Raw genomic sequence first — 26,004 nt, forward strand, 5'->3', positions numbered from 1 at the left:
ACGCTCCCGCGGCTGGTGGGTTCGTCGACCGCAGACCTGCCCGGGAGCGTCGTTCAGTTGTCGCTCTGGTCGTGTCAGTCGTCGCTCTGCAGGATCGTCAGGACGCGGAGGGCCTCCAGGTAGATCCACACCAGAGTGGTGACGAGGCCGAAGGCGGAGAGCCAGGCGTCCTGACGGGGAGCGCCGTAGGCGATGGCGTCCTCGACCTGCTTGAAGTCCAGGGCCAGGAAGGCCGCGCCGAGCACGATGCCGATGAGTCCGAAGGCGATGCCGAGGCCGCCGCTGCTGAAGCCCAGACCGCCTTCGGCGCCGAAGAGCGAGAACAGCGCGTCCGCCGCGAGCAGGAGCAGGAACCCCGTCGCCGCCGCGATGACGAAGCCGTAGAACCGCTGGGTGACACGGATCCAGCGCATCTTGTACGCGACGAGCACGGCCACGGAGACCGCCATGGTGCCCAGCACCGCCTGGATCACCACGCCCGGCGAGATCCATGCGGAGGTGGCACTGGAGATGACACCGAGGAAGACGCCTTCGAAGGCCGCGTAGCCCAGGATCAGCGCCGGGGAGGGTGTCTGTCGGAACGCCTGGACCATGGAGAGTACGAAGGCGACCAGGGCGGCCCCCAGGCCGATGCCGTAGGAACGGCCGATGCCGGTGCTGTCGACCGGCAGCAGGATCCAGGACAGCGCGGCGGTGAGGACGACCGTGCCGAGCGTGGCGGCGGTGCGGACCACGACGTCGTCGATGGTCATCGTCGGGCCGTCGGCCCGGGCATCCGCCCTGGAGTCCCAGGCCATCGGCTCGGTGTGCGCGTCGGCGTGGGGAGCGTAAGGGTTGGTGAGGGCCTCGCCGGCGACCGCCGGCTGGGGGTGCCGGACGGCCGACCCGTCCGAGCCGTTGTCGCGGCGGAAACCCCGCCAAGCGAAGACCGGGTTGCTGCTGCGCATGTCGTTCCCTCCCGGGCCGCATCCCGTGCGGTCCCTGGTGTGAATGGAGTGCCCACGGAGGAGGTCGGCCTGCGACCACGCCCCCAGTGAGCGTGTAACCACTTTGACAGGTGACAATAATATCTGCAAGCTCAAACAACCGCTTTGACAGGTTCCTTTGGGCGAATGCGCATACTCACCAGAGGACGGTCTCTCCGAGGCTGGGTGCGACGTGTGGAAGACTGCGCACCTCACATGCCACCCCACACCTCATCACCGCCGGAGGGCGTCATGAAGATAGGTTTCTCGCTTCCCCAGTTCCATCGCCAGGCGTTCGGTGTCGCCCGGACCGCGGAGTTCGCCGCGGCCGTCGAGGACGCCGGAGCCGACAGCCTCTGGGTGGGTGACCGAAACCTGGCCGCGGTGGACCCGATCGTCGGCTACGGCGGGCAGGGCACCACCATTCCCGAGGAACTCAACCCCGCCGCGGACCCGTTCGTCCTGCTCGGCGTCGCCGCGAGCGCCACCCGACGCGTTCTCCTCGGCAGCCATGTGCTCATCGCCCCGCTGTATCCGCCCGTCCAGCTGGCCCGGTCGCTGACGACCATCGACCTGATCAGCGGCGGCCGCCTCCTGCCGGGCTTCGGCATCGGCTGGTCCCCCGAGGAGTACCAGGCGGCAGGGCTCGACTTCACCCGCCGCGGGGCCCGCATGGACGAGCTGCTCGACGCCCTGGAGGTCCTGTGGACCGAGGATCCGGCGCGGTACGAGGGAGGTCAACTGTCCATCCCGGCACACCACTCGCCGCTCAAGCCGGCCCGGCGCCCCCGGCCCCCGATCTACCTGGGCGCCCTGTCCGCACGCGCTCTGCACCGGGTGGCGCGGCGTGGTGACGGCTGGCTCCCGCTGTGCGTCGTTCCGGGCCACGTCGACGTCGACGGCCTCGTCGCGCATCGCGCGCAGCTGGACCGGCTCGCCCGCGAGGCCGGCCGCGACCCGGAAGCCATCGACACGGTGCTGCGCGTGAACATCGACGCCGGTACCGAAACGTCCCTGGTCGCCGACACCGTCCGGCGCGTGCACGAACGCACCGGCATCCAGCACTTCATGATCGACTCGATGTACGACGTCGACACCGTCGACGGTTCCATCGCCCACGCGCACGACTTGCTGAAGCGCGTGGCCAAGGGCTGAGCCGGGGTGGGGGCGGGCGGGCAGCCGGTGCCCTCCCGCCGGCATCCCACCCCCTGCCCCTGCCGTCAGGCGGGCTTGACGTTGTGGTTGAAACGGAACAGGTTGGCCGGGTCGTAGCGCCTCTTCACCTCGGCCAGCCTGGCGTACCGCTGCGGTCCGTAGACGTTCCGCACCCCCTCCTCGTCCGTCGCCTCGTCCGGCGACAGGAAGTTCGCCATGGCACGGTCCGCGGCCCACGGCGCCAGCCCGTCCACCACGTCCGCCAGCTGTCCCCGCAACAGTTCCGCCTGGTCGGGGCCGCCGACCCCGAATCCGAAGACGACGAACGGAACACCGCGGGTCGAGACGGCACTGCCTGCCGCGGGCTCGCGGTCGAAGGCTCCGCCGAGTGCCCGGATCTCCACGTTCGCGAGCACCGACCCGGAGTCGGGGCCGGTCAGTCCCACCAGCGCCAGCGCCGTCTTCTCGGTGAACTCGCTCAGGCAGACGCTGCGGTCGTAGTACGGCATCGGGTCGACCGGGTCCAGGTGGATCTCGCCGATGGCGGCGAACGGCTTCTCGCCCACCAGGTCGACCAGTACGGGTGCCGCCGCCCGCAGCGGGGCGATCAGCCGCTCGCCGTCCTCGGCCGTGCCCAGGTACCCGATCCGCAGGTGCACCACGAAGGCACCGCGAAGCGGCTCGGGCAGCACGGGCACGTCGGGCAGCCGCTGGATGCCGACGGACGAGGTCATGTCCTCGCCGACCGTCGGCAGCCAGGTCCGCCAGGCCTCCAGCACCTCGGCCAGCCGCTCGCCGGGGAAGTAGAGGCCTCCGCCGTAGAAGCGCGTCACCGGGAAGAGGTCGAACTCGATCTCGGTGACGACGCCGAAGTTGCCCTTGCCGCCCAGCAGCGACCAGTACAGGTCCGGTTCGGTGTCCGCGGTGACCCGGCGCAGCTCGCCGTCGGCGGTCACCACGTCCAACCGGCGCACGTGGTCGGCGGCGTAGCCCAGCGTCCGGCCCAGCAGCGGGCTCTGGCCACCGCCCAGCGTGTAGCCGACCACCCCGACGTCCGGCGCGGAGCCCACGAGCGCCGCCAGGCCCGCTTCGGCCAGGTGCGGCAGCAGCTCGCGCCAGCGCACTCCCGCCTCGACGCGGACCGTCCGCCGCTCCGCGTCGACGTGCACGCCCTGCATCCGCGTCGTGGTGATCAGGAGTCCGCCGCGGGCCGGCGAGACGACCTGGTGGGCGGTGGCCTTCACCGCGACCGGCAGGCCGTGCCGGTCGGCGAAACCGACCGCGGCGCGCACGTCCCTGTCGTCGACCGCACCGACGACCACGGCCGGTTCCAGGCCGGCGCTCAGGTTGTACGTGGCGCACTCGGCGTCGTACCCCTCGGACCCCGGTGTGAGCACCGGGCCGCTCACCGCGTTCCGCAGGGCCGTCAAGTCCTCCGGGGGCAGATCCGTGCCGGTGGGAAGGGGAACATGTGCGCTCATCTTGATCTCGCAATCTCACGAACGGTGTGCGGAGCAACCCGGCCCGTCCCTGTCCGGCGCGCGCTTCAGGTGTGCCATGACCAACCATGACACATGTCGCACCCATCGATCGTCACCGCAGGAGGACGGCCGATGGAGGGAGCCGAACAAACATGTGCCACCGCGCAGTCAAGCGACGGATGTGCCGCGTGGCCCTGCGAGCCCTAGGGCCTGCCGGCCCTGTTCGAACTCCCGGTCCTGCCGCTGGTCGCGTGGCTGGAGCACAGCTACCTGATCGTCCCTGCGGGGTCGGATCTGGACGGCGTGGACTGGGACACCGGCTTCCCGTCCTTGCCCGTCCCCGTGAACCCCGGCGCCGCCCATTGCGTTGTACCAGTGGGTGCTCGCGCCGTCACGAAGAGGTTGATCGCTGGTCAACGACGGCGGGAACAGGCGGCCGCCTCGCTTTCGATTGGGAGCGGGGCGGTCGTCCCATCCTCTCTTGCCTCAGCCTTCGGGCACCGCCCACGAAGGCGGCCTCGGCCCGCTCCCTGCAGGGAGCGGGCCGAGGCCGTGACACGGGGAGATCAGTACTGGTACGGAAGGACGCACCGGAAGCTGCCGGCGACGGCCGGGTCACCGTAGCCCTTGTAGCGGGAGACCTTCGGATAGGCGCACAGGTCACGCGTGACCTGCTTGCCGGTGGAGTCGACCAGGGTGGCGGTCAGTGTCGAGGGCGCCTTGCCCTGCTCGACCCAGGCCCGCAGGGCGCCGAGGTCGTCGGTCTGCCCGTTGAGGGCGCAGTGGGCCGTACCCGGCGCGAGGAAGAGACGGTAGAAGTCGTCGACCCGCTCGGAGCCGCCCATCTTCTGCTCGATCTGCTGGCGGTAGGCCACGGTGCCCCGGGTGGGGATGAGCTGGTCCTGCCGGCCGTGCCAGGTCAGGAGCTTGCCTCCGGACCTGCGGAAGGCGGAGAGGTCCGGATCGTCGGTGCCGATGACCTCGTCGTACTCGGCCTGGGACTGCCGGAACAGCTCGGCGAACTGGCCGTAGGTGATCGTCGAGACGTCGAACGAGGGCTGCTTCTTCACCCAGGACGCGACCCAGGCGGACGGGACGGGGAACGGAACGCCCTTGAGGTCGCCGTTCGCGTCCGGCAGCGTGCCCGCGAGGTACGGGAACTTCAGGTCGGCGCCGATCGGGACGCCGTACCACAGCTTCGTGCCCGAGGTGGTGCGCGGGCCGTCCCAGATCTTGCGGACCACGGCCGCGTCGGCCGCCGTGATGGTCAGCTCCTTGCCCTCGCACACGACCGTGGTGCCGATCAGTCGGCGCGGGTCGAAGTCGCAGCGGGCCGGATCCTCGACGAGGCCGTCCTTGACTCCGTCGAGGGGGTCGCAGGCCTTGACCGCAGCGGTGTTGAAGGCGTCGAACTCGCACCCGCTGGGGTAGGTCTTCTCGTTGTTCATCACCACCTGCGGCCACAGGGTGGCGACCTCGAACTCGTCCCAGTTGATGGCCGGGGCGTTGGCGAGGATGCCGTCGTAGTCGTCGGGGTGGCGCTGGGCTTCCGCGTAGCCCTGGCGGCCGCCGGTGGAGCAGCCGTTGAAGTACGCGTAGGAGGCCGCCCGGCCGTAGTAGCCGTTGATGACCTGCTTGGCGACGACGGCCGCCTCGTGCTCGGACCGGGAGGCGAAGTTCTTCAGGAGCGGGGAGTCGACCTGGCCCTCGCTGTTCAGGGCCCAGCTGGTGTCGAGGTAGGTCTTGACGCCGGCGTCGGTGGTGGCGGCGGCGTAGCCGTTCTTGACGGCGCCCGCGAGGGCGGTGCCGTAGTCGCCGGCGGCGAAGGCGCTTCCGCCGACGGTCTGCAGGCGGCCGTTCCAGGTGTCCTTGGGCAGCCAGACCTTCACCTTGGCGTGGTCGCCCTCGCCCGGGTGGGTCAGCGTGACCGTCACGTCGCAGTAGGCCGGCACATCGGTGATCTGCGCGGCGGGGAGGGGTGTGATCTCCGGTACGTCGACGGTCCCGGCCGGCCGCTCGACGGCCACCACGCTCTCCACCTCGGTGCCCGCCGGGGCCGGCACGGTGACGGTCGAGCAGGTGGACGACTGGGCGGCGGAGCTCTCCGTTCCCGCCCAGGCAGTCGGCAGGTACACCGATGCGGCCAGCGGGACTCCCGCCGCGACGGCGGTCAGAAGGCGTCGTCTCATGGATTTCCTATCAGGAGAGGGCAGGTTACGAGGAAGGGGGAAGGGTGACCGGTCGGCCCGGGCCGCGCCCGGAGGCGTCCGAATCAGCAGTGCCTACAGTGGTCGCGCTCTCGCGGCGGCACATCAGTCAGTTGACGGTCGGTTGCCGCTCCGGCGGGACCGTCACTGCGACCTGTCCTGGTCCAGCCATCGGGAGTGGTGGCGCTCGACCCAGGACTTGCTGACGTAACCGGTCCGCAGGCCCAGGCGTGACTCCGGGTCCGCGGCCGCCTTGCGCATGTGACCGATGACGACGATGGTGATCGCCCAGGCCACGATGTCGTGGACGAAGATGGCGCTGGTGCGGGAGATGAAGGGCAGGAGGTCCATGAACCACATCAGCAGGCCGGTGAACATCATGACCAGCACGGCACCGGCGATCCAGCCCGCGTAGAGCTTCTGTCCCGCGTTGAACTTGCCGGCCGGGCGCGCCCCGGGCCAGTCGTGACGCTTGCGGACGGCCTGCAGCCATTCCCGGTCGTACGGGGCGAACCGGTTCAGGCGACGTAGGTCGGCACGGAATTCGGCGGACAGCAGGCCCAGCAGGACGGGGGCCGGGAGCAGGATGCCGGACCATTCGTGGACCGTGGCCATGAGGTGGCGCCGGCCGACGAGTTGGGCGAGCGGGCCCAGGTACAGACAGGCCGCGGTGGTCAGGCAGATCAGCATGAGCCATCCGGTCGCCCGGTGGACCATCCGCTGGGGTCGGCCGAAGCGCCGGATGCGGCCGTCCTGGTCAGGCAGCGCCATCGGTCCGGTCCGCATCGTCGAGCCAGCCGTCGACCGGATAGCCGCGCTCCTCCCAGAAGCCGGGGACCACCTGCTCGGTGACCTCGATGCCGGAGAGCCACTTGGCCGACTTGTAGAAGTACATCGGTGCCACGTACAGGCGGACCGGGCCGCCTTGCACATGGCTGATCGGCTCGTCCTGCAGCTTCAGCGCCACGAGGACGTCCGAGCGGCGGGCCTGCTCGATGGTGAGGCTCTCGCTGTAGGCGCCGTCGAAGCAGGTGAACCGGACTGCCGTGCCCTTGTCGCGCACTCCGGCGGCGTCGAGCAGGTCCGACAGCTTGACCCCCTCCCACGGGGTGTTGTCCACGCGCCACCCGTCGGTGCAGACCGCGTCGCCGATGACCCGCGTCTGCGGGAGCGCCCGCAGTTCGGGGAGGGTGTAGGTCCTGGGCCGGTCGACCAGGCCGCCGATCGCCAGCGCGTAGTTGCCGTCGTCCTTGCGCGGCACCGATCCGACGATGCTGTAGTACCGGAACCCGCCCGGATTGGGCAGTAGTCCGGTGAGTCCGGTGGGGTCCTTCTGGGAGGCGGCGCCGAGGAAGCTCTCCCAGCCGCGCTGGAGGGGCGGTGCCGCGGCGAGTCCCGCCGCTCCTGCGGCCAGCATGCCCAGCAGCGCGCGCCGCCCCACTGGTGCGCCCTTGGCGCGTCGTTCCGGCTGGTCAGCCATGTTCGCTGCTCCTTCGGGATGGGCGACCATCCTTAGTCACCGCTCTAAGCGGTGATGATTTTGCCACGCATTGATACGTGCGTCAACGGTACAACTTCTTGCTCGACATGTAGTAACCTGCCAGACTGGTTATATGACATCTAGACACGTCTTCGTGTGTGGTGATCCCGCACTGGACTTCGCCGCCACGCTCCGCGCGCGGCGCTCGTCCGGAACAGAAGTGCTCACGGCACCGGCACAACTCGAATCCTGGTATCTGGCGTCCGGACTCGTGGACTCCATCAGCCCCTGCACGGAAGCCGACCTCGAACGGGCACGCATCGTGCGAGAGGCCGTCTATCAGCTGGTCACGGACCTGCGCCACGGCAGGCCGTACGGCGAGACCGCACTCGACGTGGTGAACGAAGCGGCCCGCAGGCCCGCCGCCCAGCCACAGCTCGCCCCGCCCGGCCGGCTGACGACAGCGACCCCGCAAGAAGCCCTGTCCACCGTGGCCCGCAGGGCCGTCGAACTGCTCGGCGGCCCTGATGCCCGCTTGCTGAAGGAGTGCGGCAACCCGGAATGCACCCGGGTCTACGTCGACCGCTCGCGGGGCGCGAGACGGCACTGGTGCGGCATGGAGTCCTGCGGGAACAGATTCAAAGCGGCCGCCTACCGCGCTCGCAAGAGGCAGGCACCCGCCCTGACCGTTCGCTGACGGACCCGGCACCGGTCGGACGACATGAGCCGCACGCGGTGACGGGGCCCCTCGGTCCCGTCACCTCGGAGGCCACGGCCGACGTGTGGAGCAGGTCGCGTGCCGAGCCGGGCCTCGGGGATTCGCAGACATGTTTCGGGGGCATGTCCTTCCGAAGGACCCGCTGCGCCGCCGATCTGTTGTGGGTGGCGCCGCACCGGGCAAGCGTCCTGCGCACATGTGCTTTCCTGCGCGGAAGCTCCGGCGTAGGTACCATGCGCAGCGCCATCCATTACCAGGGAGTGAACGGTCGTGGCCCATCAGTCAACCTCCAGACTCCGAGCGCGGCTCGTCGATCAGGCGGCATCGGATCTCGAAGAGAACCGCCGGCGTCAGCTGGAGCTGGCCAAGAAGATCGAGCTGCTGAAGCAGGAGGAGGTCCTCCTGATCAACATCCTCGATCTGGCCGAACGGTACGAGGGCCTCTCCGAGCCCCCGCCCCTGCCCGAACAGGCCCAGGAAGAGCCCGTACTCGACGGGAGGGTAACGCTCCGGACATCCGCTGCGCCCCCGGTCACACCCGTACGGGATACGGCGCCCGGCGGGGGGACAGCACGAGCCGCCGCGAAGGGGAAGTCGCGGCCGCCTCTGCTGGGAGACCTCCTGACGGCTCTGCTCGCCGATCACCGCGAGCCACGCCCGGCGAAGGAGCTGCGGGACGAACTGCGGGAGAAGCACCCGACCCGCAACCCCACCCCACAGGTCGTACGCAACACGCTGGAGTCACTCGTGGCCAAGGGGCAGATCCTGCGTCACAAGCAGCAGCGGTCCGTGACGTACGCCATCGCCGAGCCGGGTCGAGGCGCGGACACGACGCCGACACCGACGCCGTAGGGATTCGGCACATGTGTGTGACATACTCCGTCGCACACATATCGGTCGGCAACTCCGATGCGGGGCATCGGAGTTGTGAGGTGTCCCCTTCCTCCGCGGATCGCCACCGGTGACGGGCCGTCGCCCCTGGCCGCCGAAGGGGAGCGTCCGAGGTCCTCCTCGTCCGACTGTCAGCCGCCCTTCCCCAAGAGCGAGGAACGAGACGACCGCATGAGCAATCTCGACATGGGCCGCAGGCGCCTGCTCAAGATGTTCGGGCTGAGCGCCACCGCGACGACCGCGGCCATCCTCCAGGCCGATCCCGTGCTCGCGGCGACCCTCGGGCACGACGAGAAGACCGGCGTCTCCCCCGCCACCTACCAGGCACCCAAGGGACTGGCCGTGAGTACGGCGGCCAAGCAGACGGCGCTCGACTGGATCAGCTCGAACGCGGGCGCGATCACCAAGCTGAGCGACGACGTGTGGCAGCACGCGGAGCTGTCCCTGCGCGAGTGGAAGTCCTCCCTCGCCACCGCCTCCCTGCTCAAGGCGAACGGCTTCACCGTCCAGTGGGGTTCGGCCGGCTTCCCGACCGCCTTCGTGGCCACGTACGGGACGGAGGGGCCTGTCATCGGCTTCAACGCCGAGTACGACGCCCTGCCCGGACTCTCCCAGAAGAAGGGCGCCGCCTCGCACGACCCGCTGGTCTACCACTACGACGCCTACGGGCCGACCTACGGCGCCGGTCACGGCGACGCGCACAACACCCTCGGCGCGGGCGGCACGGCCGCCGCCATCGCCGTCGCGCAGGCGATCCGGGCCCACGGACTGAAGGCCACCGTCAAGCTGTTCGGCAGCGCGGGCGAGGAGCAGCTCGTCGGCAAGGCCTACGCGGTGAAGGAGGGCGTCTACGACGGCCTGGACGCCTTCCTGGACTGGCACCCGTTCAACATCACGGTGCCGTTCTGGAACACCACCAGCGCCCTGATATCGACGACCTTCACCTTCCTGGGCGCCTCGGGGCACGGCGGCACCCCGCTGGGCAACAAGAGCGGCCTGGACGGCGCCCTGCTCATGGCGACGATGTCGGAGTACCTGCGGGAGAAGAACGTCGCCCCGTCCGGCAGGTTCCATTACGCGATCATCAACGGTGGTGGCGCCCCCAACGTGACCCCGGACATGTGCTCCATCTGGTTCTTCGTCCGCGAGGGCAGCCCGGCGCGCGCCCGCGTGCTGTACGGCAAGATCGTGGAGTGCGCGAAGGCGGCCGCCCAGGCCAGCCAGACCCGCCTGGTGCACAAGTTCCACGCCGCCACCTGGAACCTGCTGGCCAACAAGGCCGGCGCGGAACTGCTCAACGACAACATGCAGCAGATCGGCGCGCCCCGGTTCACCGACGCGGACCACGCCCTGGCGAAGGCCGTACAGAAGTCACTCGGCAAGCCCGAGGTGGGCATGCCGACGGGCCTGACCCCGCTGGCGCCCCCCGCCGCCGCCTACACGGGCGGTCTGGCCACCGACACGGCCGACATCAGCTGGCAGGCGCCCACCGCGGTCCTGCTGTCCGCGGCCTACCCGCCCGGCATCCCGAACCACAACTGGGGAGTCACCGCCACGGCGGCCACCAACATCGGCCACCAGGCGCTGCTGTCCGCCGCCCGCTACCTGGCGGCGGGCGCGATCGACCTGATCGAGCAGCCCGCACTGCTCGACGCCATGAAGCAGGAGTTCAAGGACCGCACCGAGGGCGTCTCCTGGGCGTCGATGATCCCCGACGGAACCCAGCCGCCCCTGTACGAGCCGCCGGCGAGCTTCCTCAGGGCCACCGGCCAGAGCTGGCCGCCGGCGGGGGTGACGTGGCCGGTTCCGCCGGTGATCGCCGCCGAGCAGCTCGGCACCACCGGCCCCGGCCTTCCGCCCGTGACCTGACGGACCCCACCCGGGTCCGCCCTCCTGCTCCCCCGTCCGCCGCGACTCCTCCCTGTGCGCGGCGGGCGGGGGCTCCGCCCGCCCACGGAGGAACGGCGGCGATCGTCCGCGCGGCGTGATGCAGGACACACCGAGGGAATCGAACTTCGGGGTCTCCACTCCGTCCTGTCGGTGTCAGTCGCCTACTCACCACAGGGAGACCTCCATGAACATCCCGACGCACACCGCCGCCGGGCGGGAGCCGAACGGCCCGCTGTCCCACGGCGCCCACTCCTACGAGGTCGGCGGGATCAGGCAGCGCTACCACGTGTACGGCGACGGCCCGGTCTGCGTGGTCCACTCCGGCGGTCCCGGCATCTTCTGGGAGTACATGCGGATGCCGCTGCTGGAGCGGCACCTGACCATGGTCTACGTGGAGCCCATCGGCACCGGTGACTCCGGGCGGCTCCCCTCCCACCCGCACGGATACACCCGGGACCGGTACAGCCGCTTCCTGGAGGTACTGATCAACCGGCTGGGCGTGGACAAGGTGCACCTCCTCGGCCACTCGCACGGCGCGTTCGTCGCCGCGTACCACGCCCTGCACCGCGCGGAGCGGCTGGCGGGGGTCGTGCTGTACGGGGGCGCGCCCGTCACCGGTCCGGAACACGGTGAGGAAGCCGGGCGCAGGGTGCGGGAGTTCGCTGCCAAGCACGCCGGGCACCCCGGTCTCGTCGGGGTCCTGGCAGCGTTCGACGCGATGTCCTCCATCGCGGACGACGACTCGACCCTCGCCGTGGCCCGGGGCGTGCTGCCCTCGTACTTCGCGGACTACTGGGGCGACGAGGAGCGGTTCGGCCCGGTCCGGGACGCGCTGCGTGCCACGTTCGTCTCGGGTCTCGACGAGGACCTCTGGCCCGACCTCATCGACGACCGCGCCGCGCTCAAGGGGCTGGAGCTTCCGACGCTGGTCGTCGTGGGCCGGCACGACGTCATCTGCGGTCCGCGCTGGTCCGGGGAGCTCCACGAACTGATCCACGGTTCCCGGCTGGTCGTCCTGGAGAACAGCGGGCACCTGGGCCACATCGAGGAGCCCGAGCTCTTCCGTGACGCGGTTCTCGATTTCGTGACCGCCCCCGGCGGCATATGCAGGCCTTGGGACAGCCTCACAGGTGTCGGCAACCGACGGGTGTGCTCCGGGTCTGACAACGACATACCTGGGTCAACGGCCCCGCGTGCGCGTCACGATGGACGATTCCGGTCCCTTCAGTCCCTCGCGAAGACCTCGCCATGGCTCTGAACTGGGAAATCCGGCGCACTCGGAGACAGGGACCGAGGGGACGTCAGGTGCGGGCCGGCGCAGGGCGGCGATAGGTACTGCGCTGCTTCGGCGTCAGCCCTCCCCAGATCCCATGCGTGGCGAGAGTGGGGTTGTCGAGAGCCCAGGCGCGACATTCCTGCAGGACAGGACAGGTTCGGCAGAGCGCCTTGGCCCGATTCACCTCTCGGTTGTCGTGGTAGTCGTCGGGGAAGAAGACGTCCAGTCCCACACATGGCTCGGCGCCCGTGGTCGTGAAGACGGCGGCTGTGCTTGTGTCCATAGCTGCTCCTTCTGCCAGGCGGTCGCCCTTTTCAGGATATAGGTGTTCACATAAGGTGCCATAGTCGACCACTCGGATCCAGGGAACCGTCTTGACTGGTTATCCGTCTCGTGTCTACTATCGATTCGTAACCAGTCAGGTCGGTTACTTCGCGAAGGCGACGTGCTCTCGGGTGTCGACTCATCCCGTGGTCCCCTTCACCCCGCGAACGGCGGGCCCCGTGCCACTTCCCCCGGCACGGGACCCGCTTCCCGCGGCCACGGACGACATCGGCATCGCTGACCACGGGTGGGCCGACCGGACAGACGGGCGAGAACATGGGTCTCACGACGTACATCGAGGAAGGCAACACCGAGGATCGGCCGTCGATCGCCGGCCGCGATGACGACACGCGTCGTACCGCCGCGGACGGGCCTGCCCCGGGCGTCGGTGCCGGCACACTGCTCGACGCCACGCGCCTCTGGACCTGGTCGGCGACGGTGCCGATGTGGGGGTACGGACCGGCGGCAACGGATTTCTGAGGAGCGAGCCGCAAGAGGCGCGTCGAAAAGGCGAAGACTCCGTGACCTCGCGTGAACCCGCCGGCTCCGCCCCTCGTTACCAAGTAGGTGAGACTCCCGTGCCTCGGCGACGAGGCTGCGGGCGTGCGCCCACGCTCCGGCATCCCCCGACCGGGACGTGGGCGCACTGATGCAGCTTGCTCTGTGCAAGCGGGAGAAGGGGGCCAGGCACCATGGGTGCCTGGCCCCCACTGACGCTCCGTCCGCGACATGTCGAGAGTCCGGCAGGACCGACCGCCCCTCCGACGAGCGCTGATCGCGCAGCGGACGGCATCGGTACGTACGTCGATCTCCCGAGAAGAGACATGTGTGTCGAGCTACACTCACACATATGGACAATCGAGATGTGGTGAGCCAGGCCGCCGGAGCCTTCCGCGCGGCAGTCGAGGCTCTCGCCGAATCGCTTCCGAACGGCTTCGTCGAGCATGGTCCCGGCGGTGCTCTGCTGGCGTTCACCCGCTCGCAGATCCCCGCGCTGAACGGGATCGTCAGCGTGGCTGCCGCACCCGACACGACGGAGATCGGCCTGCTGTGCGAGAACGCCGCGAAGCAGGCGCAGAGACTGCCCTGGAGCATCCGACTGCGGGGAGAGCCGGAGGAGGCCCTCGTCGGGCTGGCCCTCGACCACGGACTCGGAACGGTCTCCCGGCAGCCCTTCATGCTCCGTCGGCTGACAGGCACTCGGAAGGAGACAGCCGGCGGCGGGGGTCCGGTGCGGCCCCTGCGAAGCGATGAGTCCGAGACCTTCGCCGAGGTTCTCGGCGCCGCGTTCGGTGCCCCACCCGCGGTCATCACCAGCCTCTACACGCCTGCCGTGCTCAGCCTGCCCTTCGTCCGCGCCTATCTCGCCGAAGCGGACGGGGAGCCTGTGGCGGCCGGGCTGGGAATCCTCACCGAGCAGCACGTCGGGCTCGCCAACATCGGCACGCTTCCCGAGTACCGGCGCCGCGGCCTGGCCAGGGCGATCACCGACACGGTCGTGCAGGACGCCACGCACGCCGGGGCGCACACGGCATATCTCCACTCCAGCGACGAGGCAGTGCCGCTCTTCGAGCGAGCCGGATTCCACGTCGAGGAGTCCTGGACGGCCTTCACCGCTTGACGACCTTCGGCGGGGGCGGGGCCGGGCAGAGGCCCGCCCCCGCCGGTGCGCTCCTGTGTCAGTCCCCCGAGGGACATCCGGATATCCCGTCCCTTCGGTCCCTTCCGGGCGCGCATCAGTCAGGTGACTGCGCCCAGGCCTGTGGATCAGTCGCCGGAACGTTCACCGACATCCTGCAGTTCACCGAGGAAGGCGTCCCAGTCCAGGGTGTGTGCCTCCACCTCCGCCGGTACGAGTTCGTACGTGGCGTCCAGCCACTCCTCGACCTCCGCGACCGGCAACTCGAACACCGCGCTGCTCGTCCTCGACTCCAACAGCAGCCAGGAGGCCGTCTCCCCCGCTTCGCCCCGCACCGGCCACGCCTGTACGTCGCCCTCGCCACTCTCCTCGTACAAGCCCAGGTACAGCAGCTCACGGCTGATACGCCACGTCACGGCTTGCCCGCGCCACGGAGTGAACGTCACCGACACCAGCATCGGCGACGACATCTCGAACCGGAACTCGGCCCGGACGGGCAGCAGCGGCACACCGTCCAGCACCCGACGAACGTCCAGACAGAACACCGGCAGCTCCCCCGCCTGGCCCGCCTGGACACCGGCCTGTTCCCCGTTCATGGCAGAAATCCCTTCCCTGGTCCGAGATCCCACCCTCCGACCCTCCCGCAACAGGACCGCCACGACATCCGTCACCTGACCCTGAAGTGTGATGCAGCGCCGGGACGCCCGCCGGTAAGTCATCTGACCGGGCCCACGGGCGCCCGTACCGGTGGGGCGCCCGGATCATGTCCGAGTGAACCCCTGGCGGGGTCCAGGCTGTTGCACAGGTGTGAATCACATACGCACCCCGCAAAGGCAGCGGCCGTATCCCGCCCGCACCTTCCGTACGTCGAGCCGCTACGGCCCCGTGCTTGGCGTAGTACTCGGTTCCATGGTCGCGCTGAGTGGCTGCGCCGTCGGAGACGGCACCGGCTCGGCGTCCCGGCCCCCCGAGCCCGTACAGGCGCCCCTCGCCGCCAGTCTCCCGGAGCTCCCCGCCACGGCGGTCGAGCACGCGCCGGGGCCGAGTGTTCTGCCCGGGGTGGGACCGGCCATGCTGGCCGACATCCCTGCCGGATCCCGCCAGGTCCTGCTCGTCACCGGCGACGGCGCTGACGCATCCACCTCGACGGTCCGGCTCTACGAGCGAACGGACGTGGGGTGGCGGCCCGCCGACGGTTCCTGGCCCGCGCACAACGGGTTCAAGGGCTGGACCGACGACCACCGCCTGGGAGACCTGCGCTCTCCGGTGGGGGTCTACGGCCTCACGGCGGCGGGCGGGCTGCTGCCCGACCCGGGCGCTCGTCTCCCGTACGACCACTCCGGCGGCTTCTCGATCAGCGGCACGGGATTCAAGGGCGAGCCGCTGGCCGGGTCCTTCGACTACGTCGTCGCCATCGACTACAACCGCGAACCCGGCACGTCACCGCGGGACTGGACCCGGCCGTTGGGCAGGGCCAAGGGCGGTGGCGTCTGGGTGCACGTCGATCACGGAGGACCGACCCATGCGTGCGTCAGCATCGCGAAGCAGCACATGAAGGAGCTGCTTCGCGCACTCGACCCCGCGAAGGCGCCCGTCATCGTGATGGGAGACGCCGCCTCGCTGTCGCGCTGAGCGGGTCAGGACTCTTCTCGTCTGGGCAGTCGCCAGCCGGGGCGCGGGAAGTGGCATGTGTAGCCGTCCGGGTAGAGCCTCAGGTAGTCCTGGTGCTCGGGCTCGGCCTCCCAGAACGTGCCGGCCGGCGTGACCTCGGTGACCACCGGGCCCGGCCACAGTCCCGAGGCCTCGACGTCGGCGATGGTGTCCAGGGCCACCTGCCGCTGCTCGTCGTTCAGGTAGAACACGGCGGAGCGGTAGCTGTCCCCGATGTCATTGCCCTGTCGGTCCTTCGTGGTCGGGTCGTGGATCTGGAAGAAGAACTCGAGGAGGGTCCTGTAGTCGGTCGCCGTCCGGTCGAAGACGATCTCGATGGATTCCGCGTGCCCCTGGTGGTGGCGGTACGTCGGATGGGCCAGGTCACCGCCGCTGTACCCCACCCGTGTCGTCAGAACGCCCGGCTGGTTGCGTATGAGCTCCTGCATCCCCCAGAAGCAACCGCCCGCCAGTACGGCCCTTTCCTCACTGCCTGCCATCGTCCGTCACCTTCCTCGTCACGTATCGAATCACCTCTGCCGACCACGCGAGTCGGGTGGTCGGCGCCGTCCCGTGGGGTCTCGGCCGGTGCGGTCAGGCCTGCTCGGCGTGCTGGCGCGCCCGGTAGTTGGCGGCCTTGACCCTGTTGCCGCAGGTCCGCATGGCGCACCATTCGCGGCGGTGGCCGCGCGAGCGGTCGAGGTAGACCTGCGTGCACTCCGGACGGGCGCACTCCCGCAGCAGCGCGGCATCGTCGCCGCCCAGGAGCTGCACCGCCTCACGGGCCAGCGAGGCCAGCCCCTGGGCGACCGGGCCCGTGCTCACGACGCCGTCCGGCCCCAGTCGCACGGTCACCGGCAGGCCGGAGGCGTGCATGTTCACTTCGGCCACCGCCTCCGGCGGCAGGGGCCGACCGTCCAGCCGCGCCACGACCAGGTCGTAGACGGCCTCGCGCAGCTGCACGGCGACCATCACGTCGGCCTCGCTCGCGCCGGGCTCCAGATCCATCATCCCCGACTCCACGAACCAGTCGTCCAGGAGTCCGGGCGTGGCCAGCTTCTCCAGCGGCATGGCGTTGCGCCGCGCCCGCAGCGTGCCGACGAAGTCCAGACAGAGCGTCCCACAGGGAAAGGCATGATTCACGTAACCATACTGACCGGTGACACCACACAATGCAAGTCTGCCCTCTCGAACCCTCGAGGACCCGGCCCCCACAGCCCCATCGTCCCTCATCGTCACCGTTCTGACCGGCTCCACACGCAGCGGGAAGCTGCCGAAGTCCTGGAAGGCGGCGAGCCCGCCGAGCAGCACCAGCCGGGACAGCGGGCGCAGCACCGTGACCGGGTCGTACGGGCGGGCCCGGAGCGCGAGCCGATCGGTGTACGCGTCTCGGGAGGGGAACCGGGTCGTCTCCCCGTAGAGGCGTTCGTCCGGAGCGGCGACACCGGCGAGCTCGAGGAAGCCGCGTGGTCGGTGGCCGACCGTCTCCTTCTTCCTGTGCATTCGGACCACAACATACGTATCCCTGCTGACGTGCATGCATACGACGTCCGCGGCGATCGGCGCATGTGTGTCCGGTGTGCTCAGCCTCCCATTTCCCGGACGTGTCTTCTGCTCCTCGCGGATGCACTGCACACTTTGGTGTCGTCATCCATTCCATCGGGGGCAGGCAATCCATGAACACAGGGCGGAAACACAAGGGTCGGCGACTGGGGCTGACGAGCCTCACGGTCGCGACGAGCGGCCTGCTCGCCCTGTTGATCGGTGTCGCGTTCGCGGTCCTGCTGTGGGCGATCAACGACGCGAACACCTCCATTTCGGACAGGCGGGCCTCGCGGACCGCCCTCGTCAACGCCGGAACCATGGAGCAGCTCCTCGTCGACCTGGAGACCGGACAGCGCGGCTATGTCATCACCGGGCGCGAGGGGTTCCTGGAGCCGTGGCACGCGGCGCGCAAGGCGCTGCCCGCGGAGAGCCGGCAGTTCACCGACAGCACCACCTCCTCGGGCCAGCGGGATGCCGCCGAACGGATCGCGCGGGACGTGCGGTCCTTCCTCGACGACTACTCGATCCCGCTGGTCGAGATGGTCCGGCGCGGCGACCCCGCCGCCGGTGGCCTGGAGCAGGCGACCGAGGGCAAGCGGCGCGTCGACGCCTTGCGGGCCCTGTTCGACCAGTACATGGCCGACGAACGCGTCCAGCTCGCGGAGCGCACGGACGCCGCGGGGACCAACAGCCACCAAGCGGTGCTCGCCGCCGCCGTCGGGCTCGCGGCGTCGACGGCGCTGTGTGCCGTCTTCACGGTGCTCCAGCATCGCGCGGTGGTACGACCGGTGCGCGGGGCGGCGGCAGCGGCACAGGAACTGGCGGGTGGTGACCTGGGCGTGCGGGTGCCCAGCAGCAGGATCGCGGAGATCGGGGCACTGGGCACCTCCTTCAACAGCATGGCCGCCTCCCTCCAGGACAGTCGCCGCCGCATCATGGAGAGCACCCAGGCCGTGCACCGGCGTACCGCCCGGGACCTGCACGATGGCGCGCAGCAGCGCCTGGTGAGCCTGATGATCAGCCTGCGGCTTGCCCGTGAGCTGCTCCCCGACACGGAATCGTCCGCGACCGACCTCATGGATCAGTCGATCGACATCGCTCAGACGGCGATCAACGAACTGCGGGAACTGGCCTCGGGGATCTACCCGCTGGTGCTGACGGTCAAGGGTCTGGTGCCGGCGGTGCGGGATCTGGCGTCCCGGTGTCCGGTACCCACGGTCGTCGCCTGCGAGGACGAGCGCAGGATCTCCCCCACCGTGGAGGCGAACGCGTACTTCGTGGTGGCCGAGGCCGTGACCAATGCGGTCAAGCACGCCCAGGCGTCCCGGATCGACGTCCTCGTGGAGTTCGGGGAGGTGCTGCAGATCAAGGTCGTCGACGACGGGATAGGCGGTGTGGGCAAGGCCGACGCCGGCAGCGGGATGACCAGCCTGGCGGACCGCGTGGCCGCTTTCGACGGCAGACTGACCATCGATTCCCCTCCCGGCGGCGGCACCACCCTTCTGATCCGGATACCGATACGGGACTGAGCCGGCCGTTCCCACCGTCGGTTCACGTCATTCCGCGAGCTGGAGCAGCTCGTCCCAGTCGACGCCGTCCAGCTCGGTCCCGCTGGGCACCATGTCCCACGTCCGGGCGAGCCACCGGCTGACCGGCTCGGTGGGGACCTCGAAGAGCGCCGCGCGGTCTCCTCCTCCCAGACGTACGCAGAAGGAGGGCTGCTCACCGTCCCTGTCGAACAGCGGCCAGAGCACCACGTCGCCCTCGCCGACCCTGGAGACCAGGCCGTCGGCGAGGAGTCGCCGGCAGAGGTTCCACCGCACCGGCCGCTCGCCGTCGCTGTTCAGGATCAGGGTGACGGCCAGCGGGTCGCGGGTGTCGTAGGAGAACTCGCAGTTCAGCTCCAGGGGGAGCTCGGACGTCCCCCAGAGGGTGATCTCCAGGGAGAGGTGGCACTGCTTCATGGTCGCCTCCTAGGGACCGGGCCGGTCGGCCGGCCCGGACGTGGAATGTCGTGGGCTGCCCCGGGTCGGGGCCGCCTCATTCGATGGCCCGGACCTGCGGGCCGCGAGCAGTCGCTGCGCGCCCTGTACGGCCAGGTGCACCCCGAGGAGCGTTCCGGCCGCGGCCACCGTGCCGTAACTCCCCTTCCAGACACCAAGTTTCGGCTGATGACGTATCGGGATCTGTCGTGCGATCCCTCGGCCTTCCTCGGGGATCCCCCATGCTTCTGTAGGGCACACCCCACACTGCGGGGCCTGCGCCTCTTGTCATGTATGCGTAGATCGGCTCAGGCTACGATGCCGTCATGAGCGAACCATTGCGGGCGGTGCTCGGAGAAGACCAGCCGATCGTGCGCGAGGGGATCGCGACCATCCTGGGCAGGGCGGGCATCGACGTGGTCGCGTCCGTGGACAACGCGGTGGACCTGGTCCGCGCCGCCGAGGAGCACCACCCGGACGTGGTGATCACCGACATCCGGATGCCGCCGGCCCTGGAGGCGGACGGTCTCGACGCCGTACGGAAGATCCGCGCCGCGCGGCCGGAGACCGCCGTCATCGTGCTGTCCCAGTTCCTCGACGCCTCCTACGCGCTCGACCTGGTCGGCGACGACCCGAGCGGGGTGGGCTACCTGCTGAAGGAGAAGGTCGCCAGCCCCCAGGTCCTCGTCGACGCCGTGGAACGCGTCATGGCCCGCGACTCGGCGCTCGACCCGGACGTCATCTCGGCGCTGCTGGGACGCAAGCGTCCGCAGGACCCGCTGGCGGGGCTGACGCCGAAGGAACGGCAGGTCCTGTCACTGATGGCCGAGGGCCACTCCAACACGGGCATCTCCGAGCAGCTCTTCGTGAGCGTCGCGGCCGTGGAGCGCCATGTGACCGGCATCTTCATGAAGCTGGGCCTCAGTCAGGCGGCGTCCGGGCAGCACCGGCGGGTGCTCGCGGTGCTGCGCTACCTCGGTCAGTAGCCGTCCGCCGGGCAGTGGCGGGAGGGCCTCAGCCCGGGGCGGACCGTCAGGTCGTGGCGGAGGTGAACAGGCTCCGCAGATCGGCATCGACCAGCTTGTCCTTGGCCACGAAGCACTCGATGCCGGCTGTCTCCAGTTCCTCCTGCGACCACAACGACCTGTCGGTGGAGGTCAGGACGATCCGCGGCGGAGCCTCCTCCTGGGCCAGCTGTCGGGCCACGCTCAGTCCGTCCAGGTCGGGCAGGTGGAGATCGAGCAGCAGTCCTTGGGGGCGGTGTTCCCGCACCGCGGCCAGGGCCGAGGCACCGTCCCGGGATTCCGCCACGACCCGCAGCCCCCGTGCCGTCAGCAGCGTCGTGGCCATGCGGCGGAATCCTGGGTCGTCGTCGACGACGACGATGTCGATGCACATGCCCTCAGCATGCGCAACGGTCCGGCGGGCGGACCATAGGGCGAGCCCTACGGTTTGTGCATCACTCACGCACGTCGTGCCCGGCATGGACGACGCCGGACCCGACGCCCACAACGAACGGCTCGCCCGCGCCGTGCAGGCCGACGGCCGGGTCTTCCTCGCACCCGCCGCCGTCGACGGCCGCCCGTCCCGCAGACGTGTTTCGTGAACTTCCGCACCGCCCGGGACGCGGTGACGACGGTCCCGGAGATCGCGGACGAGCTGGGCCTTTCCTCGGCCCGAGGAAACACCCCGACGGGGATCCACGTCGCACACATGTAAGGTGCTTCCTCTGCACATCGGCCGGAAGCACCGGACTGCTTCCTCGTGCCGTGTGTCCGGAGCGAGAAACATATGTATGGAACTCCGGGCGGCCGCGGTCGGCTGGGGACTCAAAGACCGCGGCCGGTGTCACCGGGTACCCGTGGGGACGGGTGCCCGGTGACGATCATTCGTGAATCGGCCCGTGCCGTCATGCCGGACCGACGGGGGCATCCCCCGCCCGCCGTGTGCCCATGACGCCGTTCTCCCAGGCCCAGGCAGCGATTTCGACCCGGTTGCGGGCGGCGAGTTTGCGCTGGACGCTGCCGAGGTGCGTCTTGACGGTGGAGAGGGAGACGTACAGCTCGGCCGCCAGTTCCTCGTTCGTACGGCCGCGGGCGACGAGTCGCACGACGTCCAGCTCACGGGCGGTGAGCGTGAGCTCGGGCGCCGACGGGCGGGGGCCCGGAGGCTGCGGCGCCGGCTGGCCGGGAGCGGCCTCCGCCGCGGCGTCGGTCATGTGCTTCAGCAGTCTGACCGTGACCGAGGGGGAGATCAGGGCGTTGTCGGCGGCCACGGCCCGCACGGCCTCGACGAGCAGTGCGGGGGAACCGTCCTTGAGCAGGAACCCGTGGGCACCGTTGCGCAACGCCCGGTACACGTAATCGTCGAGGTCGAAGGTGGTGGCGATGAGGACCTTCAGCGGATCGGATGCGTCCGGGCCCGCCAGCAGGCGGGTCGCCTCCAGGCCGTCCAGGCCCGGCATTCGGATGTCCAACAGGCACACGTCCGGGCGCAGCCGCCGGGCCTCCCGCACGGCGGTGGCGCCGTCGGCCACCGAGGCGACGACCTCCATGTCGGGCTGCGCGCCCAGGATCATGCCGTAGGCCGAGCGGATCATCTGCTGGTCGTCGGCGATGAGGATGCTGATCGTCATGCGTCCAGGGTGGCAGGCGTGGCGGCCGGCCGGTCGTCGCCGGGTGTGGGCAGCGGGCCGGGCAGGGGGATACGTGCCTCGACGACCCAGCCCACACCCGCTCGCGGGCCCGCGGTCACGGTGCCGCCCACCATGGCGGCACGCTCCGCCAGGCCCACGAGACCGTAGTGGGACCGCGTCCGGCGTACGGGGTCGGTGGAGGCGCCGCCTTCCCCGCCGGCCGCGGCGGAGTCCGCCCCGTCATCGGTCACCGACACGAGCACGGCGGGGGCGGTGCCGTCGTCCAGGCGTACGTCCACGGTGACCGCCTTCGCCCGGCGGGCGTGCTTGCGCACGTTGGTCAGCGATTCGCGGACGACGTGGTGCACGGTGGTGGCGATGCCGGGCGGCAACTGGCCGGCCACGAGCCGTGGGTCGAGGGTGAGCGTGGGGACCGGGCCGGTCGCCGGGAAGCGGTCCGTCAGCGTGCGCAGGTCGGCGAGGCCGCCGTACGGGCCCTCCACGCCCGTCGGATGATCCGGCTCGCGCAGGACGGCCACCATGCTGCGCATCGACCGCATGGCTTGCGAACCGGCGTCTTCGATGTCCGCGAGCATGCCGTCGAGTTCCTCCGGCGACGGCGGCCGACCCGCCGCGGTGGCGTACCGCACCGCTTTGGTCTGGGCGATGATCGCGGTCACGTGGTGGCCGACGAAGTCGTGCAACTCCCGTGCGTACTCCAGGCGCTGCGACTGGACGACGGCCTGGTGCTCCCGAGTCCGGTAGCGGTCGTGCAGCCGGAGGTAGAGGCCCAGCACCGTCGCCAGGACGGCGGCGCACCAGAGGGCGGGGACCAGGAACGGCACCAACGGTTCGTACTCGGACGGCGGCAGCCTCAGCACGATCACGGTCAGTGCGGTCAGGGCCCCGCCGGCCAGGGCCGCCGCCCGTAGCGGCGGGCGCAGGCGCACCGCGCGGACGAGGACCAGCAGCAGGGCGCCGGTCTCCACGATCCCGAAGGTCGTCTCGGGCCTGTCGGCCCCCAGGGTGGTCAGCAGGGTCGCTAGACAGGACGCGAGGACGCCGGCGGCGGCCACCGCGTCGAAGCGGTCCCGGCGCGTCGCGACGGCGGCCGACAGGAGGCCGCCGGCGAGCGTCCAGGCCACGGCCAGGGCGAGGGATCCGGTGTCGGCTCCCTCGGCGGCCACCGCGGCCAGCAGCGGCACCCCCGCGCCGACCGCCGCGATCCGCCTGCCTCCTGCCGGGACGTCGAAGAGCGGGTTCATGCCGTGGACGCTACTGCGCCGCCCCGCCGCCCCGCCTCGGCCGTTCGGCCGAGGAGCACCGGTCCGGCCTCCGCGGTTCCGGCCCATCGGCCGATTCGCGGACGTCCGGCCACGGCGAGGATCGGACCGTCCGGCCGCTGGGCCGGACGCCGTCGGCGGCCTTGCTCCGTGCCGTCCGGCCGTCGCACTTCTCCCCCGCGCCTGTCCCGCCCCATCGGAAGGTCCCATGTTCCGCACCGTCGTTCGCTCCGTGCTCCGCGACTGGCGCCGCTTCGTGCTGCCCGCCCTGGCCGTACTGATCGGGGCGGCCTGCGTCAGCGGTTCGCTGCTGTACACCCGGTCCCTGGCCCAAGGTGCCGAGCAGGTCCAGCGGGCCTCGCGCCCCGACGTGTCGGTGGAGGTGCGTGTCACCGGAGGAGGCACGGATCCCGACGAGTCACTGCGACGCCGGCTCGCCGCGCTGCCCGGGGTGTCGGCGACCCGGGGCACCCTGCGCGGCCGTGCGTTCCTCGTGGCCCGTGACGGCACCCTGGTGGGGCCGCCCTCCGCCGCGACGGGCGTCGCTTTCGTCCCGGGCGCGCGGGGCACCGATCCCCGCTACCCGCTGACGCACGGGCGCGGGCCGCACGGTCCCGGGGAGGTCGCGGTCGACGTGTGGTCGGCCTCGCGGGCCGGATACCGGGTCGGCAACCGAGTACGGGTCGTCGTCGCCGGGCAGGTCCGCTCGGCCCGGCTGACCGGTGTGTTCACCGTGTACGACCCCGCCACCGCGACGGGCGGCACGGTCACCGCCTTCGACCCCGCCACCGCCCGCACGCTGTTCGCGCCGGCGCCCGGACGGTACGGGTCGGTGACGCTGACGGCAGTCCCGGGCACGTCGGCGTCGGTCCTCGCGGACCGCGTGGCGCGGGTCCTGCCGCGTGGCCTGGAGGCGGTGACCCGCGCGGAGCTGGAAGCGGAGGCCGCGGCGGCACCCGACCGCGAGAAACTCGGCACGCTGCTGCTGCTGTTCGCCGGGATCGCCCTGTTCGTCTCCGCGTTCCTGGTGAGCAACACCTTCTCCATGCTCAGCGCGGCGCGCGCCCGCGAACACGCCCTGCTCCGGGCGGTGGGGGCGAGCCGTCGCCGGGTACTTGCCCAGGTTCTCGCCGAAGCGGCCGTCGTCGGCACCGTCGCGGGAGCGGCCGGATACGCCCTCGGGGTCGGCGTGGCGGCACTGCTCACCGTCCTGTTCCGCCCGGGGGCCGGTCCCCCGGCCGCGGCGCCGCTGGACGTGCCGGCCCCGCTTCCCCTGCTGACGGCCCTGTCCGTCGGTGTGCTGTGCACGGCCGCCGCCGCATTCGTCCCCGCGCGCCGTGCCGCCGCGGTCTCCCCCGTGGCAGCGCTGCGCACGGACGTGCCGGCCCCTTCCCTCACGCTGCGGCGCCGCAACTGGACCGGCCTCGCCGTCACCTCCGCCGGAGCGCTGCTGCTGGCGGCCGGAGCGGGAGACCTCGCCGTCCTGGCCCTCGCCACGCCGATCCTGCTGGTCGGGCTGATCCTGCTCACGCCTCAGCTGTCGCGTGCCGTCACCCGCGTACTCCGGGCGCCGGTGAGGCGGCTCGTCGGCATGAGCGGCACCCTGGCCCTGGCCAACGCGCGCCGCAATCCCCGGCGTACGGCCGCGACGGCCGGTGCGCTCACCGTGTGCCTGGCCCTCGTCGCGGCGGTCACGGTGGCACTGGCCTCGCTGAGCGCCACGGCGGGGCGCGAGGCCGAGGCCGCCCTGCCCACCGATCTGCGGATCACCGCGATCGACTTCGCCGAGATCGGCGCGGACACGGCCGCGCGCGTGGCGCGGCTGCCTGGGGTGACGGCGGTCAGTTCGGTGCGCGAGGCGGGCTTCGGGCTGTCCGACGGCTCCGACCTGTGGGCGGCCGTCGTCGATCCGCAGGCCGTGGCCGAGGGTCGGCTCGCCGACCTCGACGTGCGGGCCGGTGACCTCCACGACTTGGCCGCTGGCATCGCGGTCACCGGCGCCCTCGCCGAGGAGCACGGCTGGCGGGTGGGCGACCGTGTCACCGGCCGGGAGCTGTCGGACGAGGGGGCGGCGGAGGGCCGGAGTCTGGACCGGCAGATCGTCGCGGTCTACGACGGTCCCGAGGCCCTCGGTCCGGCCCTGCTGCCCGAACAGGCCCTCACGGTGGACGGCACACCTGCCGGTGAGGTTCACGCCGTCCTGGTACGGGCCGAGCCGGGGCACACGGCGGCACTGAAGGAGGAGATCCGCCGTGAGCTGCGCAATCCGGTCCTGCTCGTCCAGGACCGGGCGGATGCGGCTCGGGAGGCGGAGCAGGGGTTCGGTGCGCTGTTGTCGGTCCTGTACGCGATGCTCAGCGTCACGGTCGCCGTCGCGGTGCTGGGTGTGGCCAACACCATGGGCATGGCGGTGTTCGAACGGACCCGGGAGATCGGCCTGTTGCGCGCGGTCGGTCTGGACCGTGCCGGGGTGCGGTCCATGCTGCGGGTGGAGTCGGTGGTGGTGTCGGCCCTGGGCGCCGGGTTGGGTGTCCTCGCGGGCACCGCGGCCGGGGTGGCGGCGGTGGCGGGGCAGCAGGGGGCGGTGATCTCCGTACCGTGGGCGACCCTGCTGGCGCTGTTCGCGGGCGCGGCTGTCGTCGGCGCCCTCGCCGCGCTCGGGCCCGGGGTACGGGCGTCGGCGGTCGCGGTGACGCGGGCGGTGGGCGGCGAGGTGGGGTGAGCGGTGAACCGGGGTGCCTGTCAGAGCCGTTGACTCATCGGCAAGGCTCTCCACTGATCGGTTGACGACAGATCAGACCAGGACGTGGAGAACGGGACGGCCGCCTGCCCTCGTTCCCCCACGGGTGCGGGCGGTCGTCCCTGCCGGGACAGGCCCGGCCG

At 70.8% G+C, this 26,004-nt stretch carries 25 protein-coding genes; 12 read left to right on the top strand and 13 right to left on the bottom strand.

From position 1 onward, the window contains the following. Positions 1 to 74 precede the first annotated feature (74 nt). Positions 75 to 947 (bottom strand): Bax inhibitor-1/YccA family protein, encoded by an 873-nt coding sequence (locus ACFYX3_RS24310; RefSeq protein WP_389016943.1) that lies wholly within the window; start codon positions 945 to 947, stop codon positions 75 to 77. A gap of 270 nt (positions 948 to 1,217) precedes the next feature. Between ACFYX3_RS24310 and ACFYX3_RS24315 the strand changes: the two genes are divergently transcribed. After that, complete coding sequence (locus ACFYX3_RS24315; RefSeq protein WP_389016948.1) at positions 1,218 to 2,120, top strand: TIGR03619 family F420-dependent LLM class oxidoreductase; 903 nt, start codon at positions 1,218 to 1,220, stop codon at positions 2,118 to 2,120. Positions 2,121 to 2,185: 65 nt separating this feature from the next. Here ACFYX3_RS24315 and ACFYX3_RS24320 read toward each other — a convergent pair whose 3' ends face one another. From ACFYX3_RS24320 to ACFYX3_RS24335, 4 genes are all read right to left on the bottom strand, one after another. After that, positions 2,186 to 3,601 carry an FAD-binding protein gene (locus ACFYX3_RS24320; RefSeq protein WP_389016951.1) on the bottom strand — a complete coding sequence of 472 codons (1,416 nt, stop codon included), beginning with the start codon at positions 3,599 to 3,601 and terminating at the stop codon, positions 2,186 to 2,188. A 566-nt stretch (positions 3,602 to 4,167) separates the two neighbouring features. Continuing rightward, positions 4,168 to 5,790 carry a tannase/feruloyl esterase family alpha/beta hydrolase gene (locus ACFYX3_RS24325; protein WP_389016955.1) on the bottom strand — a complete coding sequence of 541 codons (1,623 nt, stop codon included), beginning with the start codon at positions 5,788 to 5,790 and terminating at the stop codon, positions 4,168 to 4,170. 162 nt (positions 5,791 to 5,952) lie between these two features. Beyond that, positions 5,953 to 6,579 (bottom strand): cytochrome b/b6 domain-containing protein, encoded by a 627-nt coding sequence (locus ACFYX3_RS24330; RefSeq protein ID WP_389016958.1) that lies wholly within the window; start codon positions 6,577 to 6,579, stop codon positions 5,953 to 5,955. Continuing rightward, entirely contained in the window at positions 6,566 to 7,288 is a 723-nt protein-coding gene (locus ACFYX3_RS24335) for a molybdopterin-dependent oxidoreductase (RefSeq protein WP_389016961.1), read from the bottom strand. The genes ACFYX3_RS24330 and ACFYX3_RS24335 overlap by 14 nt, the downstream gene beginning before the upstream one ends. 133 nt (positions 7,289 to 7,421) lie before the next feature. Here ACFYX3_RS24335 and ACFYX3_RS24340 point away from each other — a divergent pair, with 133 nt between their 5' ends. The 4 genes from ACFYX3_RS24340 (at position 7,422) to ACFYX3_RS24355 (ending at position 12,045) form a co-directional block, all read left to right on the top strand. Then, positions 7,422 to 7,985 (top strand): CGNR zinc finger domain-containing protein, encoded by a 564-nt coding sequence (locus ACFYX3_RS24340; protein WP_389016964.1) that lies wholly within the window; start codon positions 7,422 to 7,424, stop codon positions 7,983 to 7,985. Between the two features lie 291 nt (positions 7,986 to 8,276). Further along, positions 8,277 to 8,858 carry a hypothetical protein gene (locus ACFYX3_RS24345; protein ID WP_389016967.1) on the top strand — a complete coding sequence of 194 codons (582 nt, stop codon included), beginning with the start codon at positions 8,277 to 8,279 and terminating at the stop codon, positions 8,856 to 8,858. A 210-nt stretch (positions 8,859 to 9,068) separates the two neighbouring features. Next, positions 9,069 to 10,766 (top strand): amidohydrolase, encoded by a 1,698-nt coding sequence (locus tag ACFYX3_RS24350; protein ID WP_389016970.1) that lies wholly within the window; start codon positions 9,069 to 9,071, stop codon positions 10,764 to 10,766. Positions 10,767 to 10,971: 205 nt separating this feature from the next. Beyond that, positions 10,972 to 12,045: an alpha/beta fold hydrolase gene (locus ACFYX3_RS24355; protein WP_389016973.1), complete on the top strand. Its 1,074-nt coding sequence runs from the start codon at positions 10,972 to 10,974 to the stop codon at positions 12,043 to 12,045. Between the two features lie 43 nt (positions 12,046 to 12,088). On the opposite strand, the gene ACFYX3_RS24360 is transcribed toward ACFYX3_RS24355, so the two are convergent. After that, complete coding sequence (locus ACFYX3_RS24360; protein WP_389016976.1) at positions 12,089 to 12,346, bottom strand: WhiB family transcriptional regulator; 258 nt, start codon at positions 12,344 to 12,346, stop codon at positions 12,089 to 12,091. Between the two features lie 317 nt (positions 12,347 to 12,663). Between ACFYX3_RS24360 and ACFYX3_RS24365 the strand changes: the two genes are divergently transcribed. Further along, a complete protein-coding gene (locus ACFYX3_RS24365) occupies positions 12,664 to 12,867 on the top strand; it encodes a hypothetical protein (protein WP_389016979.1) in 204 nt (67 codons plus the stop codon). 370 nt (positions 12,868 to 13,237) lie between these two features. After that, the gene (locus ACFYX3_RS24370; protein WP_389016982.1) at positions 13,238 to 14,008 is read left to right on the top strand and encodes a GNAT family N-acetyltransferase; all 771 of its coding nucleotides are present in this window, start codon (positions 13,238 to 13,240) and stop codon (positions 14,006 to 14,008) included. Between the two features lie 146 nt (positions 14,009 to 14,154). Here ACFYX3_RS24370 and ACFYX3_RS24375 read toward each other — a convergent pair whose 3' ends face one another. Beyond that, entirely contained in the window at positions 14,155 to 14,622 is a 468-nt protein-coding gene (locus ACFYX3_RS24375; protein ID WP_389016985.1) for an SsgA family sporulation/cell division regulator, read from the bottom strand. Between the two features lie 313 nt (positions 14,623 to 14,935). Between ACFYX3_RS24375 and ACFYX3_RS24380 the strand changes: the two genes are divergently transcribed. Continuing rightward, positions 14,936 to 15,658: a hypothetical protein gene (locus ACFYX3_RS24380; RefSeq protein WP_389016988.1), complete on the top strand. Its 723-nt coding sequence runs from the start codon at positions 14,936 to 14,938 to the stop codon at positions 15,656 to 15,658. Between the two features lie 5 nt (positions 15,659 to 15,663). On the opposite strand, the gene msrA is transcribed toward ACFYX3_RS24380, so the two are convergent. Both msrA and ACFYX3_RS24390 read right to left on the bottom strand, forming a co-directional pair. Further along, positions 15,664 to 16,176 carry a peptide-methionine (S)-S-oxide reductase MsrA gene (gene msrA / locus ACFYX3_RS24385; RefSeq protein ID WP_389016991.1) on the bottom strand — a complete coding sequence of 171 codons (513 nt, stop codon included), beginning with the start codon at positions 16,174 to 16,176 and terminating at the stop codon, positions 15,664 to 15,666. A 94-nt stretch (positions 16,177 to 16,270) separates the two neighbouring features. Beyond that, on the bottom strand, positions 16,271 to 16,819 hold the full coding sequence (locus ACFYX3_RS24390; protein ID WP_389017485.1) for a CGNR zinc finger domain-containing protein: 549 nt from the start codon (positions 16,817 to 16,819) through the stop codon (positions 16,271 to 16,273). Between the two features lie 533 nt (positions 16,820 to 17,352). Here ACFYX3_RS24390 and ACFYX3_RS24395 point away from each other — a divergent pair. Beyond that, positions 17,353 to 18,750, top strand: a complete 1,398-nt coding sequence (locus tag ACFYX3_RS24395) for a CHASE3 domain-containing protein (protein WP_389016994.1) — start codon at positions 17,353 to 17,355, stop codon at positions 18,748 to 18,750. Between the two features lie 27 nt (positions 18,751 to 18,777). On the opposite strand, the gene ACFYX3_RS24400 is transcribed toward ACFYX3_RS24395, so the two are convergent. Further along, positions 18,778 to 19,185, bottom strand: coding sequence for an SsgA family sporulation/cell division regulator (locus ACFYX3_RS24400; RefSeq protein WP_389016997.1), 408 nt, complete (start codon positions 19,183 to 19,185; stop codon positions 18,778 to 18,780). Positions 19,186 to 19,529: 344 nt separating this feature from the next. Between ACFYX3_RS24400 and ACFYX3_RS24405 the strand changes: the two genes are divergently transcribed. Next, positions 19,530 to 20,189: a response regulator gene (locus ACFYX3_RS24405; protein ID WP_389017000.1), complete on the top strand. Its 660-nt coding sequence runs from the start codon at positions 19,530 to 19,532 to the stop codon at positions 20,187 to 20,189. 46 nt (positions 20,190 to 20,235) lie between these two features. Here the strand turns inward: ACFYX3_RS24405 and ACFYX3_RS24410 are convergent, their stop codons facing one another. Then, positions 20,236 to 20,601, bottom strand: a complete 366-nt coding sequence (locus ACFYX3_RS24410; RefSeq protein ID WP_389017003.1) for a response regulator — start codon at positions 20,599 to 20,601, stop codon at positions 20,236 to 20,238. Between the two features lie 85 nt (positions 20,602 to 20,686). Here ACFYX3_RS24410 and ACFYX3_RS24415 point away from each other — a divergent pair, with 85 nt between their 5' ends. Then, positions 20,687 to 20,809, top strand: a complete 123-nt coding sequence (locus tag ACFYX3_RS24415) for a hypothetical protein (RefSeq protein ID WP_389017006.1) — start codon at positions 20,687 to 20,689, stop codon at positions 20,807 to 20,809. 303 nt (positions 20,810 to 21,112) lie between these two features. On the opposite strand, the gene ACFYX3_RS24420 is transcribed toward ACFYX3_RS24415, so the two are convergent. Together ACFYX3_RS24420 and ACFYX3_RS24425 are read right to left on the bottom strand one after the other, a co-directional pair. Further along, on the bottom strand, positions 21,113 to 21,838 hold the full coding sequence (locus ACFYX3_RS24420; RefSeq protein ID WP_389017009.1) for a response regulator: 726 nt from the start codon (positions 21,836 to 21,838) through the stop codon (positions 21,113 to 21,115). After that, positions 21,835 to 23,103 (bottom strand): sensor histidine kinase, encoded by a 1,269-nt coding sequence (locus ACFYX3_RS24425; RefSeq protein WP_389017012.1) that lies wholly within the window; start codon positions 23,101 to 23,103, stop codon positions 21,835 to 21,837. The genes ACFYX3_RS24420 and ACFYX3_RS24425 overlap by 4 nt, the downstream gene beginning before the upstream one ends. 226 nt (positions 23,104 to 23,329) lie before the next feature. Between ACFYX3_RS24425 and ACFYX3_RS24430 the strand changes: the two genes are divergently transcribed. After that, the gene (locus ACFYX3_RS24430; RefSeq protein ID WP_389017015.1) at positions 23,330 to 25,843 is read left to right on the top strand and encodes an ABC transporter permease; all 2,514 of its coding nucleotides are present in this window, start codon (positions 23,330 to 23,332) and stop codon (positions 25,841 to 25,843) included. Positions 25,844 to 26,004 lie beyond the last annotated feature (161 nt).

The sequence above is a fragment of the Streptomyces sp. NPDC002463 genome, assembly GCF_042889835.1.
Lineage (GTDB): Bacteria > Actinomycetota > Actinomycetes > Streptomycetales > Streptomycetaceae > Streptomyces > Streptomyces nymphaeiformis.

Excerpts from the sequence above, each read along its gene's own strand:
- ACFYX3_RS24310 (WP_389016943.1), bottom strand. The coding sequence starts at position 947 with ATGCGCAGCAGCAACCCGGTCTTCGCTTGGCGGGGTTTCCGCCGCGAC.
- ACFYX3_RS24315 (WP_389016948.1), top strand. The coding sequence starts at position 1,218 with ATGAAGATAGGTTTCTCGCTTCCCCAGTTCCATCGCCAGGCGTTCGGT.
- ACFYX3_RS24320 (WP_389016951.1), bottom strand. The coding sequence starts at position 3,601 with ATGAGCGCACATGTTCCCCTTCCCACCGGCACGGATCTGCCCCCGGAG.
- ACFYX3_RS24325 (WP_389016955.1), bottom strand. The coding sequence starts at position 5,790 with ATGAGACGACGCCTTCTGACCGCCGTCGCGGCGGGAGTCCCGCTGGCC.
- ACFYX3_RS24330 (WP_389016958.1), bottom strand. The coding sequence starts at position 6,579 with ATGGCGCTGCCTGACCAGGACGGCCGCATCCGGCGCTTCGGCCGACCC.
- ACFYX3_RS24335 (WP_389016961.1), bottom strand. The coding sequence starts at position 7,288 with ATGGCTGACCAGCCGGAACGACGCGCCAAGGGCGCACCAGTGGGGCGG.
- ACFYX3_RS24340 (WP_389016964.1), top strand. The coding sequence starts at position 7,422 with ATGACATCTAGACACGTCTTCGTGTGTGGTGATCCCGCACTGGACTTC.
- ACFYX3_RS24350 (WP_389016970.1), top strand. The coding sequence starts at position 9,069 with ATGAGCAATCTCGACATGGGCCGCAGGCGCCTGCTCAAGATGTTCGGG.
- ACFYX3_RS24355 (WP_389016973.1), top strand. The coding sequence starts at position 10,972 with ATGAACATCCCGACGCACACCGCCGCCGGGCGGGAGCCGAACGGCCCG.
- ACFYX3_RS24360 (WP_389016976.1), bottom strand. The coding sequence starts at position 12,346 with ATGGACACAAGCACAGCCGCCGTCTTCACGACCACGGGCGCCGAGCCA.
- ACFYX3_RS24365 (WP_389016979.1), top strand. The coding sequence starts at position 12,664 with ATGGGTCTCACGACGTACATCGAGGAAGGCAACACCGAGGATCGGCCG.
- ACFYX3_RS24370 (WP_389016982.1), top strand. The coding sequence starts at position 13,238 with ATGGACAATCGAGATGTGGTGAGCCAGGCCGCCGGAGCCTTCCGCGCG.
- ACFYX3_RS24375 (WP_389016985.1), bottom strand. The coding sequence starts at position 14,622 with ATGAACGGGGAACAGGCCGGTGTCCAGGCGGGCCAGGCGGGGGAGCTG.
- ACFYX3_RS24380 (WP_389016988.1), top strand. The coding sequence starts at position 14,936 with ATGGTCGCGCTGAGTGGCTGCGCCGTCGGAGACGGCACCGGCTCGGCG.
- msrA (WP_389016991.1), bottom strand. The coding sequence starts at position 16,176 with ATGGCAGGCAGTGAGGAAAGGGCCGTACTGGCGGGCGGTTGCTTCTGG.
- ACFYX3_RS24395 (WP_389016994.1), top strand. The coding sequence starts at position 17,353 with ATGAACACAGGGCGGAAACACAAGGGTCGGCGACTGGGGCTGACGAGC.
- ACFYX3_RS24400 (WP_389016997.1), bottom strand. The coding sequence starts at position 19,185 with ATGAAGCAGTGCCACCTCTCCCTGGAGATCACCCTCTGGGGGACGTCC.
- ACFYX3_RS24405 (WP_389017000.1), top strand. The coding sequence starts at position 19,530 with ATGAGCGAACCATTGCGGGCGGTGCTCGGAGAAGACCAGCCGATCGTG.
- ACFYX3_RS24410 (WP_389017003.1), bottom strand. The coding sequence starts at position 20,601 with ATGTGCATCGACATCGTCGTCGTCGACGACGACCCAGGATTCCGCCGC.
- ACFYX3_RS24415 (WP_389017006.1), top strand. The coding sequence starts at position 20,687 with ATGGACGACGCCGGACCCGACGCCCACAACGAACGGCTCGCCCGCGCC.
- ACFYX3_RS24420 (WP_389017009.1), bottom strand. The coding sequence starts at position 21,838 with ATGACGATCAGCATCCTCATCGCCGACGACCAGCAGATGATCCGCTCG.
- ACFYX3_RS24425 (WP_389017012.1), bottom strand. The coding sequence starts at position 23,103 with ATGAACCCGCTCTTCGACGTCCCGGCAGGAGGCAGGCGGATCGCGGCG.
- ACFYX3_RS24430 (WP_389017015.1), top strand. The coding sequence starts at position 23,330 with ATGTTCCGCACCGTCGTTCGCTCCGTGCTCCGCGACTGGCGCCGCTTC.